The organism is Kitasatospora sp. NPDC001225 (assembly GCF_053597855.1).
In genome coordinates this window covers 1-15,654 of the sequence record NZ_JBSFJC010000163.1, presented here as the reverse complement: position 1 = coordinate 15,654, position 15,654 = coordinate 1, and the positions used below count along the sequence as shown (strand labels likewise).

15 protein-coding genes and 1 pseudogene are annotated in these 15,654 nt (G+C 70.5%); 8 read left to right on the top strand and 8 right to left on the bottom strand.

Annotation, left to right across the window (positions count from 1 at the left end; all coding sequences use genetic code 11):
- Window positions 1-234 precede the first annotated feature (234 nt).
- Window positions 235-630 carry an RICIN domain-containing protein gene (locus ACWDCZ_RS34510; RefSeq protein ID WP_449817928.1) on the bottom strand — a complete coding sequence of 132 codons (396 nt, stop codon included), beginning with the start codon at window positions 628-630 and terminating at the stop codon, window positions 235-237.
- 452 nt (window positions 631-1,082) lie between these two features.
- On the opposite strand from ACWDCZ_RS34510, the gene ACWDCZ_RS34505 reads away from it, so the two are divergent.
- A complete protein-coding gene (locus ACWDCZ_RS34505; RefSeq protein WP_387975081.1) occupies window positions 1,083-2,036 on the top strand; it encodes a hypothetical protein in 954 nt (317 codons plus the stop codon).
- A 66-nt stretch (window positions 2,037-2,102) separates the two neighbouring features.
- On the opposite strand, the gene ACWDCZ_RS34500 is transcribed toward ACWDCZ_RS34505, so the two are convergent.
- A complete protein-coding gene (locus tag ACWDCZ_RS34500) occupies window positions 2,103-4,109 on the bottom strand; it encodes a ricin-type beta-trefoil lectin domain protein (protein WP_449817927.1) in 2,007 nt (668 codons plus the stop codon).
- A gap of 211 nt (window positions 4,110-4,320) precedes the next feature.
- On the opposite strand from ACWDCZ_RS34500, the gene ACWDCZ_RS34495 reads away from it, so the two are divergent.
- From ACWDCZ_RS34495 to ACWDCZ_RS34485, 3 genes are all read left to right on the top strand, one after another.
- Entirely contained in the window at window positions 4,321-4,536 is a 216-nt protein-coding gene (locus ACWDCZ_RS34495; protein WP_074005380.1) for a hypothetical protein, read from the top strand.
- A gap of 281 nt (window positions 4,537-4,817) precedes the next feature.
- Window positions 4,818-5,447 carry an isochorismatase family protein gene (locus tag ACWDCZ_RS34490; protein WP_117484974.1) on the top strand — a complete coding sequence of 210 codons (630 nt, stop codon included), beginning with the start codon at window positions 4,818-4,820 and terminating at the stop codon, window positions 5,445-5,447.
- 55 nt (window positions 5,448-5,502) lie between these two features.
- Window positions 5,503-5,931 (top strand): nuclear transport factor 2 family protein, encoded by a 429-nt coding sequence (locus ACWDCZ_RS34485; RefSeq protein ID WP_117484976.1) that lies wholly within the window; start codon window positions 5,503-5,505, stop codon window positions 5,929-5,931.
- Window positions 5,932-5,951: 20 nt separating this feature from the next.
- Here the strand turns inward: ACWDCZ_RS34485 and ACWDCZ_RS34480 are convergent, their stop codons facing one another.
- Window positions 5,952-6,908 carry a hypothetical protein gene (locus ACWDCZ_RS34480; RefSeq protein ID WP_449817926.1) on the bottom strand — a complete coding sequence of 319 codons (957 nt, stop codon included), beginning with the start codon at window positions 6,906-6,908 and terminating at the stop codon, window positions 5,952-5,954.
- Between the two features lie 81 nt (window positions 6,909-6,989).
- Window positions 6,990-7,331 (bottom strand): hypothetical protein, encoded by a 342-nt coding sequence (locus ACWDCZ_RS34475; RefSeq protein WP_143204695.1) that lies wholly within the window; start codon window positions 7,329-7,331, stop codon window positions 6,990-6,992.
- A 718-nt stretch (window positions 7,332-8,049) separates the two neighbouring features.
- Between ACWDCZ_RS34475 and guaD the strand changes: the two genes are divergently transcribed.
- A complete protein-coding gene (gene guaD, locus ACWDCZ_RS34470; RefSeq protein ID WP_449817925.1) occupies window positions 8,050-10,506 on the top strand; it encodes a guanine deaminase in 2,457 nt (818 codons plus the stop codon).
- A gap of 167 nt (window positions 10,507-10,673) precedes the next feature.
- Here the strand turns inward: guaD and ACWDCZ_RS34465 are convergent, their stop codons facing one another.
- A complete protein-coding gene (locus ACWDCZ_RS34465; RefSeq protein ID WP_449817924.1) occupies window positions 10,674-11,378 on the bottom strand; it encodes a DUF1062 domain-containing protein in 705 nt (234 codons plus the stop codon).
- A gap of 323 nt (window positions 11,379-11,701) precedes the next feature.
- A complete protein-coding gene (locus ACWDCZ_RS34460) occupies window positions 11,702-11,911 on the bottom strand; it encodes a hypothetical protein (RefSeq protein ID WP_449817929.1) in 210 nt (69 codons plus the stop codon).
- On the opposite strand from ACWDCZ_RS34460, the gene ACWDCZ_RS34455 reads away from it, so the two are divergent.
- Entirely contained in the window at window positions 11,819-12,235 is a 417-nt protein-coding gene (locus ACWDCZ_RS34455; RefSeq protein ID WP_449817923.1) for a DUF6245 family protein, read from the top strand. The two genes, ACWDCZ_RS34460 and ACWDCZ_RS34455, sit on opposite strands and share 93 nt — an antisense overlap.
- A 162-nt stretch (window positions 12,236-12,397) precedes the next feature.
- Here ACWDCZ_RS34455 and ACWDCZ_RS34450 read toward each other — a convergent pair whose 3' ends face one another.
- Complete coding sequence (locus ACWDCZ_RS34450) at window positions 12,398-12,793, bottom strand: hypothetical protein (protein ID WP_449817922.1); 396 nt, start codon at window positions 12,791-12,793, stop codon at window positions 12,398-12,400.
- Between the two features lie 522 nt (window positions 12,794-13,315).
- Here ACWDCZ_RS34450 and ACWDCZ_RS34445 point away from each other — a divergent pair.
- Both ACWDCZ_RS34445 and ACWDCZ_RS34440 read left to right on the top strand, forming a co-directional pair.
- On the top strand, window positions 13,316-13,747 hold the full coding sequence (locus tag ACWDCZ_RS34445; protein ID WP_449817921.1) for a hypothetical protein: 432 nt from the start codon (window positions 13,316-13,318) through the stop codon (window positions 13,745-13,747).
- 3 nt (window positions 13,748-13,750) lie between these two features.
- Window positions 13,751-14,671 carry a hypothetical protein gene (locus ACWDCZ_RS34440; RefSeq protein WP_449817920.1) on the top strand — a complete coding sequence of 307 codons (921 nt, stop codon included), beginning with the start codon at window positions 13,751-13,753 and terminating at the stop codon, window positions 14,669-14,671.
- A gap of 339 nt (window positions 14,672-15,010) precedes the next feature.
- On the opposite strand, the pseudogene ACWDCZ_RS34435 reads toward ACWDCZ_RS34440, so the two are convergent.
- A pseudogene (locus ACWDCZ_RS34435) lies at window positions 15,011-15,262 on the bottom strand (DUF6879 family protein); the annotation flags it as partial.
- Between the last annotated feature and the right edge of the window lie 392 nt (window positions 15,263-15,654).

The following is a 15,654-nucleotide window of genomic DNA, read 5'->3' as shown; positions in this document are numbered from 1 at the left end:
GACGACCGCGGCCTCCGGTGGCGGCCGTCGCGGTGCCGCAGCCCGCGAGCAGGAACGCGGCGGTGGCGGCGGCCACGGCAGACGCGGCGGGATGCCGGGCCGTCAACGGGCGGCGGGGCGGGGAGGGCTGGCGCATCGGTCGAGTCGATCACGCCCCGCACCGGACGGCAGTGAGCTGCGCCACTTCACGGGCAACAGTCCTGCCACGGTCCGCGCCCCGCCGACGGGGCTGCTCTAGTCGTCGTCGCGGCTCTGGAAGTACCACTGCTGGGGCTTCGCTCCGGTGTAGTTGGCCAGTTCCACCGGGGAACCGTCCTTGCCGCCGGTCAGGTACAGGGCCCTACCGTCGCCGACCGCCGCGACCTTGAAGCGCCCCTGGTTCTCCAGCGTCACGTCCCAGTCCTCGGGATTCTCGCTCAGGACGGCGCTGTCGCCGTCGACGGCCAGGTACCGGCCCGTACCGACGTTCCGGATGGTGTTGTACTGCCCGTTCTCCTCCAGCTCCCAGTACTGGGTGTCGAGTTCGCGCTCCTTCTGTCCGACGACCCTGTCGCCCGAGGCAGGCGCGGTCGCGACCTGGGTGAGGTATCCGACGCACTTGATGCTGTAGGTGCCGGGCTTGATGTCCATGCGGCCTCCATGATCGGTTTCTCGCGCGAAAGCGCTGGGAACAGGACGTGGCGTCCGGGGGCCACGATAGGGCCGGGCAGATCATGTTCGATTACGTACCATCATGGAATTCGGAACCGGGTCGAAGATATGGATCGTGATCGAAGTACTCCATTGCTGGTCAGTCGTCGCGCACGTGCGCGGTACGGAATCCGCGACCACGATCCCCCGCACCGGCGGGGCCGGGCGCGTCGGCCGCCAACGGACCACCGATACCAGTCACACCGGGGACCACCCGACCGGCGGAGCCCCGCGCGCAGCGCCGGCCGGACCCCGGCAAGACTGGGAGCGCGGCTGCCTCGCCGCCAATTGATCCGTACACGTGCGGCCAGGTGTTCCCTTCGAGGAACACGACGAGCCCGCGGCCATGACGGACCTCTCGACCACCTCGACCCCCTTCGGGAGTGAGCCCCATGCCAACTTCTGCCACTCCGGCCAGCCGCGACAAGACGATGCGGTGGACCGTCCACGAGACCGAGACCGGCTGGTCGAAAGACCATCACTACAACTGGGGTTTGAAGTCCGCTCCCGCCATCGAGGCGTACAAGGGCCTGCTGCACTGCTTCGCCGCAGGAGCGTTGGAGCCTTACGGCCTGGCATGGGGCTACTACAACAAGGAAACCGACACGTGGTACAGCAAGTCCTTCGTCTACGACGTCGAGAAAAACCCCGTGTACACGTCCGGTCCGCTCTCGGTGCAGCACGCCAACGACTTCCTGTACTGCGTGCACCACCGCGCCAAGGACGACCGCCGCTTGTGGTGGACCCGCTACAACTCGGAGGGCCCCGAGACCGGATGGTCCCTGCACCAACCGGTGAAGGACCACCGGTCGGCCGAGGTCCGATCGACGAGACCGGCCGCGCTCACCGTCTACGGCGGCCTCCTCTACTGCGTACACGACGGCGACGGCGTCCTGCGGTGGATCACCCACGACACCACCACGAAGACCTGGGGCACCGACCGGCCGATCCCCGGCGACATCCGGGCCGCGCGGGCACCCGCCGTCGAGCGCTTCAAGGACTACCTGTACTGCGTGCACGACCGCGGCGGGGACGACCTGTACTGGATCACCTACAACAGCGGCACCCAGGAGTGGAGCGCCGACCGGCGCATCGAGGACACCGAAGGGAACCCGGTCCGCACCAGCCATGCGCCCGCCATCGCCCGGCACAACGACTACCTGTACTGCGTCTACTACGTCGACACGGACTCCGGGCGCGGCGAGCTCTGGTGGACCCGGTACGACGACAGCGACGAGGGCGACGACAGCTGGAGCGTCCCAGAGCGCATCCCCGACGTCCGCTCGTACACCGGATTCGACATCGCGCCCTACTACGGCGGCCTGTACTGCGTGCACGAGGCCTGAGACGGAGCGCGCGCGGCCCCGACCGGGGCCGCGACTCCGGGCGCGGCCCCGGTGCCCGTACGCCGGTCAGCGGAGCTGGAAGGACCACTCCTGCTTCCAGCCGCCCTCGCAGGTCCACACCCCGAGCTGCTTGAAGTCGGAGTCGTGGGTGAGGCAGTCGTCGTCGCCGATCTGGACCCGGTACTTGCCGTTGCCGAGGCCGACGAACTCCCACTTCTGGTTGGCGGTGTCGCCCCACGCCTGCTGCTCGGCGACGTAGGTCTCGGGGTTCTCGGTGAGGTTGAACCCGAGGTCGTTGACGATCCGGTAGCGGTCCCCGCCCAGCGGCTTGATGGTCCAGCGGGACCCCTTCGCCCCCAGGATCCCGCCCACGATCGGCGAACCCCAGCTCGCGGTCTCGTTGGGGGCCGTCGCGCCCAGCCCGTTGGCGAGCTTCAGGAACAGCGGCCGCTCGGTCGGGATGTCGGAGGACGGCTTCGGCTTGGGGTCCGGGTCCGGCTTCGGGTCCGGCTTCGTCGGGGTGGTCGGGTCGGTCGGCGTGATCACGCCGCCGGACGTGGATTCGAGCACCCATCCCTGGTGCCAGTCCTGCTTGCAGGTCCACACGCCGAGCTGCTTGAAGTCGGCGTCGTGGGCGAGGCAGTCGTCGCCGGAGATCCGGATCTGGTACTTGCCGTTGCCGATCGCGGCGAGCTCCCACTTCTGCCGGGAGGAGTTGCTCCACGGCTGGAGTTCGGCCAGGTAGCCGCCGTTCTCGGTGAGTTCCAGCCCGTACGAGCTGGTGATCCGGTAGCGGCCGCCGCCCGCCGGGGCGAGCTTCCACTTGGACTCGTTGCCGCCCCGGAGCCCGGCGACGACCGACGCGCCGGCGGAGCCGTTGACCGGCACGGCGCCCAGGCCGTTGTCGAGCTTCAGGTACACCTCGGCGCCGGTGCCGCCGCCGGTGCCGCCGCCGGGCGTGGGCGGGGTGGTGGTCGGCGGGGTGCCGCCCCAGGCCCAGTTCTGGTTGGGCGCGTCCCGCCGGTCCTCGGAGCCGCAGGCCCAGGCCGCCACCGTGCTGCCGTTGGCGGTCCGGCCGCTGAAGTCGTCGACGCAGACGTCCTTGGAGCGGTCGTCCTGGTCGGTCATGTGCCGGAAGCCGCCGCCGGCCGACATGTTCCAGCGTTGTCCGGGGATCTCCAGGCAGTCCCACACCTGGAGCTTGGTCCCGTTCGCGGTCTTGTTGGCCTCCAGGTCGAGGCACTTGCCGTTGGCCGCCTGGAGCTTGTAGCCGTTGTACGTCCATTTCTGGGCGTCGCCACCGTTGCATTCCCACATCTGGACGGGGGTGCCGTTCGCGGTGCCGTTGCCGCTGACGTCCAGGCAGGCGTGATAGCCGGGGGCGCTGGAGTCGGGGGTCAGGCTGCCGGTCCTGGTGCCGTAGCCGGAGCGGGAGGGGAAGTGGACGGTGCGCACGTCGCCGTCGCACTTGTAGGGCCGCGCGGTGCCCGAGCGGCAGGTCCACGGCTCCTTCTTGACGGTGTCGCCGTCGTTGCCGGTGAACGCCCAGTTCAGGTAGCCGCCGTCGCCCCGGTTGCGGAAGGTCGAGTCCCCCTGGAACACCCAGATCCGGAACACGTCGTAGCCGGACGGCTCCTTCTTCTCCTTGTCCAGGAAGTGGTTGAGCTTGTAGGTGGTGTCGAGCAGCACCCCCCGCATGTCGGACTTGTACTCGTTCCGGAACCACTCGGTGTCGTACAGGTCGGTGCCCACGGTCTTGAACACCATGACGTTGAAGCCCGGGAACTTCGCGCTCAGCTTCGTCGCGGTGCTCTGGGTGAACTCGGCGTTGTCCAGCTTGTTGAGGTTGGCGGCGTCGTGCATCAGCCTGATCGTGTCGAAGGCGGAACTGATCAGCGCCGTCATGCAGTTGCCGCCGCCCGGCGAGGCCGGGGTTCCGCAGGTCTTGTCCACCGGGGCCGCAGCGGCGGCTGCCGCGGGCGCGGCCTGGGCCTGCGCGGTCAGGACGGAGACCACGGCGACGGCGGCGACCCCGCAGGCCAGGGCGCGTTTCAGGCGGGAGAGGAGGTGCAAGGTCGGAACCGTCTTTCTTCTCGGGGAAGTTGGATGGTGGCACCGGAAGTCCGCCGTCCCGCGGCTCCTGACGCGATCCATATGACAAGATCAAGAAGCCTGACGCCTTTCACGCGCCACCCCGGTCGGCGAGCCCCGCGGACCGGCCTCGATCCCTGCGGCCCGGGCGAGCGGCCGTCAGGGAGTCGTCAGAGATTGGAGGACCCGCGAGGTGTCCACATCACCGGAGTTCCGCGGCTTCGACCTGGTCCGGCGCGGCTACGACCGCGAGCAGGTCGACCACTACCTCAGGGCCCTGTCCGGGGCCGTTTCACTGCCGCCCGTGCCGGCGTTCGAGATCAGGTGGCGGGGCTACGACCGCGAGCAGGTCGACGCGCGCATCGCGGACCTGCTGCGCGGCGGGGGCAACAGGGGCGGCAGGGCGTAACCCCACGGCCCCACTCGGCGGGCTCGGCGTGGGAAGTCGGACCGGCCGACTTCCCGCGCAACGGCCCGGCACGGTCAGCGCCGCCCCGAAAGCCTCGAACGCCCCGAACGCCTCGTCCACCGCCGGGTCCGCCACCGTCCCGGCGCCGACACCCCGCCCCGCTCGTGGATCGGGCCGCAGACGCCGAGGCGTCACTTACTGTAGGCACATGAGTGCAGATAGGCGTGTCCGGGCCGATTCGACCCGGTTCGACACGGATCGCCCCGGCGGGTGAGGGCGTCATGACCGCACCCCGGATCCCCCTCACCATCGACAACACCGCGCTGGTCCTGATCGACCACCAGGTCGGCACGATCGGGTGGGCCGGCGAGCTGGCCGGCGAGGACGAACGCGACCAGCTGACGATGTGGGTGCGCACGATCGTGCGCTTCGCGGCGGCGGTCGGCGTCCCCGTCGTCCTGACCAGCAGCCTCGAGGACCGGCAGCAGGGCCCGCTGCTGCCCGACCTCGAGACCCTCGTGCCCGCCGCGTACGCCGCCCGGGTGCGGCGCGCGGGCGTCATCAACGCGTGGGACGACCCGGCGTTCGTCGAGGCCGTCCGTGCGACCGGCCGGGAGAACCTCCTCGTCGGCGGCCTGACCACCGAGGTGTGCCTGGTGCCGCCGGTCCTGTCCGCGATCGAGGACGGCTTCGGCGTCGCCGTCCTGCTCGACGTGTCGGCGGCCGGCACGCGCACCTCCGCCGCCAACAGCCGCGACACCCTGCGGGCCGCCGGGGCGGAGCTGCTCACCGTCGTCCCGGCGCTGACGCGGCTGCTCGGCAGCTGGCAGAGCGAGCACGCCGCCGCGTTCTTCGACGCGATGGGCGGCGAGGGCGTCTTCGCCGCCTTCGCCCGCGGAAACCTCAGGTAGACCCCGCACCGACCTCGAACCAACCTCGCACCGACCTCGGATAGGGAGCACCCGCATGTCCGGCATCACCGCAGCCGACCGCTTCGAGATCCACGAACTGCTGGCCCGCTACTGGAAGACCGTCGACGAGGGCGACCTCAAGGGCTTCGCCGACACCTTCACCGAGGACGGCAGCCTCACCAACTACACGGGGACGACGACCGGCCGCGAGGCGCTCGCCCAGTGGCTCGACGACTACGGCCCGAGCCGCGCCGGCAACCGGCACATGAGCACCAACACGACCGTCACCGAGGTCGACGCGGACACCGCGACGGTCTGGAGCTACATGGTCGTCATCGCCGCCTTCGAGCCGCGGACCCAGACGCCGCACGTCGCGGCCTACGGCCGGTTCAACGACACGGTGGTCCGCGTCGACGGCGGGTGGCTCTTCAGGGAGCGCCTGATGGACGACCTCGCCCTGAACGCCATCGACTACCCGGGCTGAACCGCCGCGGGCGGCGGCCCTTACCCGGTGGCGCCGTCCTGCGCGATGACGGCCCGGGCCCGCTGCGTCCGCGCGCTCAACTGCTGGGCGAAGCTCCGCAGGGAGTCGGCGTTCCTCGCGATGTACTGGTTGTCGTAGGCGGTCTCCACCGCGACGAGCCGGCCGACCGTGTTCAGGGAGATCTTGCAGGCGATGTCGGCCTCGGCCGTCGGCACCTCGTCGGGGCTGCGCGGGGGCGGCGTCCCGGCGGCGGGGGTGGTGCCCGCCGCGGGAGTGGTGCCCGCCGCGCCCCACTTGCGGTCGCTGTAGGCGTCCGCCGGGTTGGCGTAGCTGTAGCCCTTCCCCTTCATGCACGCGCTCCACTGCGCGTACGCGGCGGTCAGGCGCGGGTCGGTGAGGGGGATCCGGGGGCCCTTGTCGGGCAGGCCCTGCGCAGTGCCCGGCACCGGCGGCGGCCCGCCGAGCGCGTCCGCGCCGGCCTGCCAGCAGCCGCCCTTGGGCACCGGCCTGCCGTTGAAGCCCGTGACCGGCTTCCCCGAGGGGTCCGCTCCGTAGAGCACCGAGGTGACGTCCGGGGAGAGGGTGGAATCGGGGATGACCTGGTTACGGTCGTACCCCTTCTCGGCCGCCTTCGCCGGGGCGAAGTACCCGTAGAGCTGGGTCCGTTCCCGGGCCGCCGTCGCCGCCTGGGTGAAGGCGTCGTAGGTCTGCTCCGGGGCCTGGAGGCCGAAGTCCTTCATGCAGCGGGCCGTGACGAGGTGCGAGGCCCGACTGATCGTCACGGCCTGTTCGGCGGTCGGCTTGTAGCCGTCGAGGGGAAGGGTGATCTGCTCCGGCCGGTCGATGACCGGCACCTGGCCCGTCGGCGGCGGGCCGGAATTCTCCTGGCCTCCACCGGAACAGGCGGAAAGGGAACTCACGGCCACGGCCAGAACGGTGAGCGCGAGCGGGGCGCGTCCCCGCGGTGGCATCGGCATCGGAATTCTTCTCCTCCCTGGAGAAACGCGGAGAAAAGCGGGCGGCGGGCATCCGGAGGACACCCGCCGCCGCCGGCGGAATCACACGATCTGCACTTCGGAAACGTGCGCGCTGGTGAAGCTGAGGCTTCCGCCGGCGTAGAGGTTGTACGGCGTGCCGTTCGCCGTGATGATGCCGTTGTTCCACTGCGAGGTCACCAGGTTCACGCCGTCGACGTTGGGGTAGATGGCCCCCACGCTGCCCGCGTAGCAGAGCTGCCAGCCCGACATCCACAGCTCGATGCCGTAGGCCTTCGCCCCGCCGCCGGGGCACTGCACGGGGCCGATGGCGCTGGCGGGCGAGGCGGCGACGACGCCTCCGCCGACCACGGTGGCGGCGGCGAGTGTCACCGCGGCAATTCGCTTGCTGATACGAAGATTCATGGAAGTACCGCTCTCCCTGTCCCATTCGACTGACGGATCGTTGCGACCTGGCGATGCGAAATGACCGGCCCGCGCCGGGCTGTTTTCCACGGCCCTCGCGGCCCCGTATCGCCGACAACGGAAGAGAGTGTCACTCGCCGCCGGGATCGACCACCCCTTGCCGAGGACCGACGGAATAAAGCGGACAAAGGTGCCCTGGCGGATGGCGGGGAGTAATCCCGAAGACGATCGTCCGATTCGCTTCTGCCTGCGGATATGCCGGGAATTCGCGGCCGCCGGAAACAGGTTGATGTACGTACATCGTCAAGCGGCCTTCGGGCCGCCCTCCGGCCGCTGTCTAGCGCAGGAGCCGCAGGGCGAGGACGTCGCAGCGGACCGGGCTCCCCCGGGGCCCTTCTCCTCCACGTCCCGGTGCCGGGTGTCGAGCTCGCACGCCTTCTGTCCGACGACCCTGTCGCCCCGGGAAGGTGCTCCCCCGCACCGGCGGGGCTGGGCGCGTCGGCCGCCCAGCGCCCACCTATGCCAGTCCCGCCGAAGACCACTCGACCGGCGGAATCCGGCGCGCAGCGCCGGTCGGCCCCTCGTGAGACTGGGAGCGCAGTCGCCTCGCGGCCGATCGGTCCGCACACGTCCGGCCTGCTGTCCGGTGGGGAGCACAGGGAACCCGGAGCCTCGGACGGGCCTCGCAGCCGCCTCAGCCCTCTTGGGAGTGAGCCCCATGCGAACCTCTGCGTTCTCCGACGACGGACCCGGCGGACCCGACCGCCTCGGCGACACCCGCGACACCCGCGACACCCGAGCGGCCGGCGAACCGCCCGCCGGGGCGGCCGGCCGGTGCCGGCCGGCACTGACGGCCGTCCGGGGCGGCCTGGTGTGGTTCCGCGACGACCCGTTCCTGACGCCGGAGGGCGAGGACGACGCGGACGCGCTCGTCTACGTGGAGGACGGGCTGCTGGTCTGCGAGGACGGGAAGATCGTCGCGGCCGGGGACTACGGCGACCTCGTGCGCGGCCTCCCACCCGACACGAAGATCGCCCACTACCGCGACAAGCTGATCCTTCCGGGCTTCGTCAGCACCCACGTCCACTACGTGCAGACCCGGATCATCGCCGCCTACGGCAACCAACTGCTGGACTGGCTCAAAGCGGACGTCTTCCCGGAGGAGGCCCGGTTCTCCGACCCGGACTACGCCCGCGACGTCGCGGCCCTGTTCTGCGACGAGCTGCTGCGCAACGGCACGACCACGGCCCTGGTCAACTGCGCCACCTATCCGGAGTCGGTCGACGCGCTGTTCGCGGAGAGCGTCGGCCGCGGGATGCGGCTCGCGGCCGGCAAGGTGCTGATGGACAGCGAGGAGTGCGCGGCCCCGACCGAACTGCTCGACGCCTCCCCCGAGGTGGGCTACGAGCAGTCCAGGGAGCTGATCGAACGGTGGCACGGGGTCGGCCGCAGCATCTACGCCGTCACCCCTCGGTTCGCCGTCGCCTGCACCCCCGGGATGCTGCGCGCAGCTGGGGAGCTCTGGCGGGAATACCCCGGCACGCTCCTGCAGGCCCACCTGGCGGAGAACAAGGCCGAGGTGGAGAAGGTCCGCCAGCTGTTCCCGGAGTGCGAGGACTACGTCGACGTCTACGAGACGTACGGCCTGCTCGGCCCCGGCGCGGTCTTCGCCCACGCCGTGCACCTGTCCAAGCGCGAGTGGAAGCGCCTGTACAAGACCGGCAGCGGCGTCGCGCACTGCCCGACGTCCAACCTCTTCCTGGGCTCCGGCCTGTTCGACATGCCCCGCGCCACCGACCCCCGTCGGCGGATACTGGTCGGACTCGGCTCCGACGTCGGCGGCGGCACCAGCCTCTCCCTGCTCCAGACCACGGGCGAGGCCTACAAGGTCGGCGCCCTGCGGGACTTCCCGATGACCGGGGTCAAGCTGTTCTACCTGGCGACCGTCGGCTCGGCCTCGGCGATGCGCCTCGACCACCTCGTCGGCTCGCTGGAACCGGGGCACGAGGCCGACTTCATCGTCCTCGACCCGGACGCCACCCCGCTGCTGTCCGCCCGCACCTCCAACGCCGGCTCCCTCGGCGAACTCCTGTTCACCTTCGCGCTGATGGGGGACGACCGCACCGTCCTGGCCACCTACCTCAACGGCCGGCTCGCCCACGAGCGGGACGCCGACGACGCGCTCACCGGGTCCGGGCGCGAGCCCGTCCGCCGGTTCGACGCCGGCGGGGGAAAGCGGTGGCAACGGACCTCTGAGCGCAACTACATGCGGTGGACGGTCTACGACCCCGAGACCGGCTGGTCGAAGGAGCGGGGCTCCACCAGCAGCGTCCCCTTCGGTCCCGGCATCGACGTGTACAAGGACTCGCTCTGGTCCCTCGGCACGGGCGGCTGGAAGCCCTTCCAGATGATGTGCAACCGCTACCAGAAGGAGGACGACACCTGGTACACCAGGCTCTTCGTCAACGACGTCGAGGGCGACTCCGTGCTCGCGTCCGACCAGATCGCGGTGCAGCACGCCAACGACTTCCTGTACTGCGTGAACCACCGCACCGAGGACGACGCCCGCCTGTGGTGGACGCGCTACAACTCGGATGGCCCCGAGCATGGTTGGTCCCCGCACCGGCCGGTGGAGGGCGACCAGGGCGTCGCGGTCCGGTCGACCAACCCGGCCGCGACCACCGTCTACGACGGCCTCCTGTACTGCGTGCACGACGACGAGGACGGCTTCCTGCGGTGGATCACCCACGACACCGCCACCGCGACCTGGGGCACCGACCGGCTGGTCCCCGGCGACATCGAGGTCGCCCGGGCACCCGTCGTCGAACGCTTCAAGAACGACCTGTACTGCGTGCACGACCGCGGCGGGGACGAGCTGTACCTCATCACCTACAACAGCGCGACGGACGAGTGGAGTTCCGACGAGCCCATGGTGGACACCGACGGGAACCCGATCCGCACCGGCTACCGGCCCGCCATCGCCCGGTTCAACGACTACCTGTACTGCGTCTACTTCGTCTACGAGAACACCTACTACGGGTCGCTCTGGTGGACCCGGCTCCACGAACTCGGCGACGAGTGGAGCGTCCCGGCACACATCCCCGGCACCCACTCGCGCTCCGGGCTCGACCTCACTCCCTACTACGGCGGCCTGTACTGCATGTACCGGTTCTGAGCCGGCCCGCGCGGCCCGTCCCCGACGATCAGCCGAGGGAGCACCCCGCGGCCTTGACCGCTGCCGCGGCCGGCCCGCCCGCGCGGGACGCGGGCGGGCCGGATCGAGGGCGCGGACAGTGTCGGCGGCCTCCTCGTCCATCGCGAGCAGGCCGTCCGCCCGACCTATCAGATACTGCCGGCCGCCGCGGCCCGGCGCGGGAGCTCCCGGCCGGGTGCGGGCGGCAGCCCGATCCGGGCCGGGTCGGTGCGTTCGGCGGCGGGTGTGTCGGGGGACTTCGCGCGTTTGGCCTCGTCGACGGAACCGGGGCCGTGGATGGTGAGTTCGAAGTCCTGGTGCGCCTTGGCGTCCGGCGCGAACGGCAGGCGGATCCGGCCGTCCGCGACCAGGCGGCGCACCTCGGCCCGGCTCAGGCCGAGACCGAGCTGGAGCAGCCGCTCCACCCGGACCGGCGCGGGCAGCTCGAAGCGCACCCGCACCGGGAGCGGGTTCGGGTCGTCGAGCGCGTACAGCGGCATGCGGGCCTCCAGCTCCCACGTCCCGGTCCAGTCGAGCCGGTACCGGTTCTTCGCCGCGAGCGACGCGCTCATCACCAACTCCCGTACCGCTGCCGGGTCGTTGGTCTCGTACGCCACCAGCCGGGCCGGCTCCAGCGTCGAGACGTGGGCGCGCTCGTGGACGGGCAGCTTCGAGGTCCGGTCGCACGTCGCGCAGCTCAGCAGCAGCCAGACGTCGAGCAGCTTGCCGTTCGCGTTGACGCGGATCTTCCCCGAGGCGCGGTGCCGCGTGCCGGGGCAGTCCGGGCAGGGCCGGACGACGGTGGGCAGGGCGGACTGACGCACGGCCCACAGGGCCTTGCGGTCGGTATTCATGTGTGTGGGGTCTTTCAGGACTCAGCAGGAGGGCATGCCGAACTCACTCGGCTACTCCCGCTCTCTGACGGATGCTCACGAGGGGCGCGACCGATCGCCCCGGGGCCGGTTCGTCAGGCTCCGAGGTCGATCGCGCGACAGGTACGTACTACGTGGCAGTCATCAAAAGTCCATGCGGGAGATCATGATCGGGACGGCGCCCCGCGGCAACCGGATTTCCCCCCGCCCTCGGCCGGCGCTCGCGCGGGACCTGCTGGAGCAGGCCCTCCCAGGCCCCGTCCGCTGACCACAGCCGGTGACATCCGGCGCGGCGGCTTGGATCTTCACCCGGCCATCCTGGCGCAGGGGTTCTTGGGGGAAGACCACCCGTCCGCGGTGCGGTGGCCCCGGCCGAGCCGGGACCACCGCGACCAGCCCGGTCCGTGCGAGTCGTTGCCGGGGTGGCAGGGGCCGCAGCCCGCGAGCAGGACGGCGGCGGCCACGGCGAGGTGACGGACGGCCGTCTGGCGGTGGGGCGGAGAGGAGCGGCGCATCGGGCGGGTGGATCACTCCCCGCGCCGGACGGCTGCGAGACGTGCCACTTCGCGTGCAACAGCCCTGCCACGGTTTCGCCGGCGACGGGGCGGCGGAGCGCGGTAGCGGGCGGGCCGCTCCCGGTCGCCGCCGTGCAGGCCGCCGAGGGGCTGCACGTCATGCCGGGCGCGCTCGGCGGGACCTACGCGGCGAGCGCGGCCGGCGACGTCGAGGGCATCGCCTTCCAGCTCGAGATGCAGAGGGCGGCCCGGGGGCTGTTGCAGGCAGCCGTCGACAACATCGACTCCGTCCTGGACGCGGTCGACGCGGCCAACAACCCGTAGCCGCCCGGGCCCCGGGCCGCGCGTCGACGGGCCGCCGCACCGAAACCGGGCCAGGCGCCCGGCCGCGGGAACGCCCGCGGGGCGGGCGGCCGGATCGGCCCCCCGCCCCGCGGCGGAACCCGGCTCCCCGCATGCCACCGGCGGAGAGTGCGCGGACACACCTCAGTCGTCGTCGCGGCTCTGGAAGTACCACTGCTGGGGCCTGGCCCCGGTGTAGTTCGCCAGGCCCACCGCGGCGCCGTCCTTGCCACTGGTCAGGTACAGGGCCCGGCCGTCGCCGACCGCCGTGACCTTGAAGCGGCCCCGGCTCTCCATCGTCACGTCCCAATCCGTGGCGTGCTGGCTCACGATGACGTTGTCACCGTCGTAGGCCAGGTACTGGCCCGTCTCCTCGTTCCGGAGGGTGTAGTGCTGCCCACTGGCCTCCACCTGCCAGTACTGCGTCTTGAGTTCGCGTTCCTTCTCTCCGGTGACCTGGGTGCCCGAGGTGGGCGCGGTGATGACCTGGGTGAGGTAGCCGACGCACTTGATGCTGTCGACACCGGGGTCGATGGCCATGTGACCTCCATGATCGATTTCTCGCACAAAAGCACTTGAAGTGGGACATGACGCCCGGGGCCACAGTAGGTCAGCCGAGTCATATTCGCCTGCGAACTGTTGCGCAATGGATACCGTGAGCGACGGCATGGATCGTGATCGAATCAACTCTTCGCTGGTCACCCCGGGTGTACACGCATGAACAAGAGACGCAACCACGGTCGACCGACGCGAACCGGGCCGGGCGCGTCGGCCTTCGGCGGGCCGCCCTCACCGGTCTCACCGAGGGTCACCCGACCGGCGGAGCCCGGGGCGCAGCGCCGGTCGGCCCTCGCGAAACTGGGAGCGCAGCCCGCCCCCATCCCCATTTGATCCGTACACGTCTGGACTGCTTGCCCCTTGCGGAGCGTGGGGCCCCGCCACCGTCTCGTCCCCGTTGGAGTGAGCCCCCATGCAACACCTCTGCCCCTCCGGGGCCGGGTCCCGGCAGACCCACCCGCTGTACGGGGCCACCTGCTCTGGTTCCACCGCGACCCGTTCCTGATGACCGACGACGAGGACGGCGAGAACGTGCTCGTCCGGGTAGAGGACGGGCTGCCGGTCTGCGAGTACGGCCGGCTCGTCCGCGGTCTCCCGCAGGACGCGGAAATCGTCCATTACCGCGACAAGCCGATCCTGCCGGGACTCGTCAGCTGCCACGTCCACTATGTGCAAACCCGAATCATCACCGCCCACGGGAAACAGCTGATGAACTGGCTCGACCACCACATCCATCCGGAGGAGAAAGGCTTTTCCGAGCCCGATTACGCCCGTGCCGTCGACGCGCTGTTCTTGCGACGAACTGCGCATCACGAGGCCCGCCGCACTGCGTGCACCAGGGCCGAGACGGACCGGACCGGGCCGGTCCTCACCGGGAATCCCGCCAATCCAAGAACCGGGCCGGCACCCGTTCGCCGGCCCGACGGAGGTGCATGAGACATGGACGCCACCAACAAGGAACTGCGGTGGGCCGCCTACGACACCGACTGGTCGAAGGATCTCGAAGTCCCTTTGGCCTTCTCGCCCTTCGCTCCCGCCATCGAGGCGTACAAGGGCCTGCTGTACTGCCTCCACCAGGACACGGTGAGCAATCCCGAGCTGTGGTGGGACATCCACGACAAGGAGACCGGGCAGTGGCGGGGCGACCAGGCCGTCGTCGACACCGCCGGGAACCGGCTGCCCTCCTACGGTGCACCCGCGGCGACCCACGGCAACGACTTCCTGTACTGCGTGCACCACCGCACCGAGGGCGACTCCCGCCTGTGGTGGACCCGCTACAACACGCAACCCCCCGGGGGCGGATGGTCCCCGCAGCAAGTGGTGAAGGACTCCCAGGGGAACGAGGTCCGGTCGACGAATCCGGCCGCGGTCACCATCTACGACGGCTTGCTCTACTGCCTGCACGACGACACCGCCGGCGGCCTGCGGTGGCTCACCTACGACACCGACAAGCAGGCCTGGAGCCTCGACCAGCCTGTCCCCGGCGGCATCCAGACCGCGCGGGCACCCGCCATCGACCGGTTCAAGGACCACCTGTACTGCGTGCACGACCGCGGCGGCAACGACCTCTACTGGCTCACCTACAACAGCGCCACCCGGGAGTGGAGCGACGACAAACCCATGGTGGACCAGACCGGAAAGGCGATCAGCACCGCATACACACCCGCCGTCACCCGGTACAACGACTACCTGTACTGCGTCTACTACGTGAGCGAGGACTACGGACGGCTCTGGTGGACCAGGTACTACGACGTCGGCGGGCCCTGGAGCACCCCTCAGCGCATCCCCTACATCATCTCGTCCCCCGGGATCGACATCACGGCCTACGAAGGCCCCCTGTACTGCGTGCACCAAGGGTGAGCCGGGGCACCCGACGCTCCCGGCCCGGGTAGGGCCGATCGAAGCAGCACGAAGTGTCGACACCGCAGGAGTTCCGCGGCGTCGACCTGGTACGGCGCGGCTACGACCGCGACCAGGTCGACGCCCGCATCGCCGACCTCCTGTGCGACAGGGGCGCTGGCGCGCAGACCCGAGCCAGTGCGGCAACGAGGGCGACTGCCGGATCCCCACCTCCCTGGCGGCCGCCGCCTGCGGCTCCGGATGAACGGTGGCACGGATCAGGTCGATGCTGGGTTCCGCACTTCCGGATGTCGTCCCCAGACGGCGGTGTGCGGGCGTTCAGCAGGAGCGCGAGACCTTCTCGTACCGGATGTAGTCGGTCACCGGCTCGGAGACGACACGCAGACGGCGCATGGCGACCCCACGGCCGGTTGCCTCAGCCACCACGTCCAGCCACGACCGCCACCAGGACTCGCGGTCCGCCGGATCGAGCCGCTTGCCCTGCTGCCAGGCGATGAACTCGGGGTCGTCCGGCATGTAGCTGTCGCGCATCTCCAGATGCACCGCCGAGCGCCGCGCCTTGGCCAACTGCTCACGAACCGCCGTTGCCACCGTCGTTGACCTCACTGTCCGACCTGGGGATGACCTGGACCATGGCCCCGCCGGTGAAGGGCCGTCAAGGGCGTGAATGAAGCAGTGCCGGAGCCCCCGGCGCGTGGGCGGCGGGGGCTGGCGGGGTCAGGCGTCCTCGTCGGGCGGCGGGGCCGCGCGGAGGGTGGTGACGACGCCCAGGGCGACGATGGCGGTCGCGAGGGCGAGGAGGACGGCGAAGGCCGTCCCGATCAGGTATCGCACGCGGTCCTGCGCTCGGCGTCGAGGAGCAGGGTGAGGAGATTGAGGAGCGTTGAGGCCGGCGCCGTGTTGAAGCGGACGAGGACGCGGCCGTCCATGGTCCGGTCGGTGCCGATCGAGGGGAAGATCAGGCCGAACTCGCGCCCCCGCTC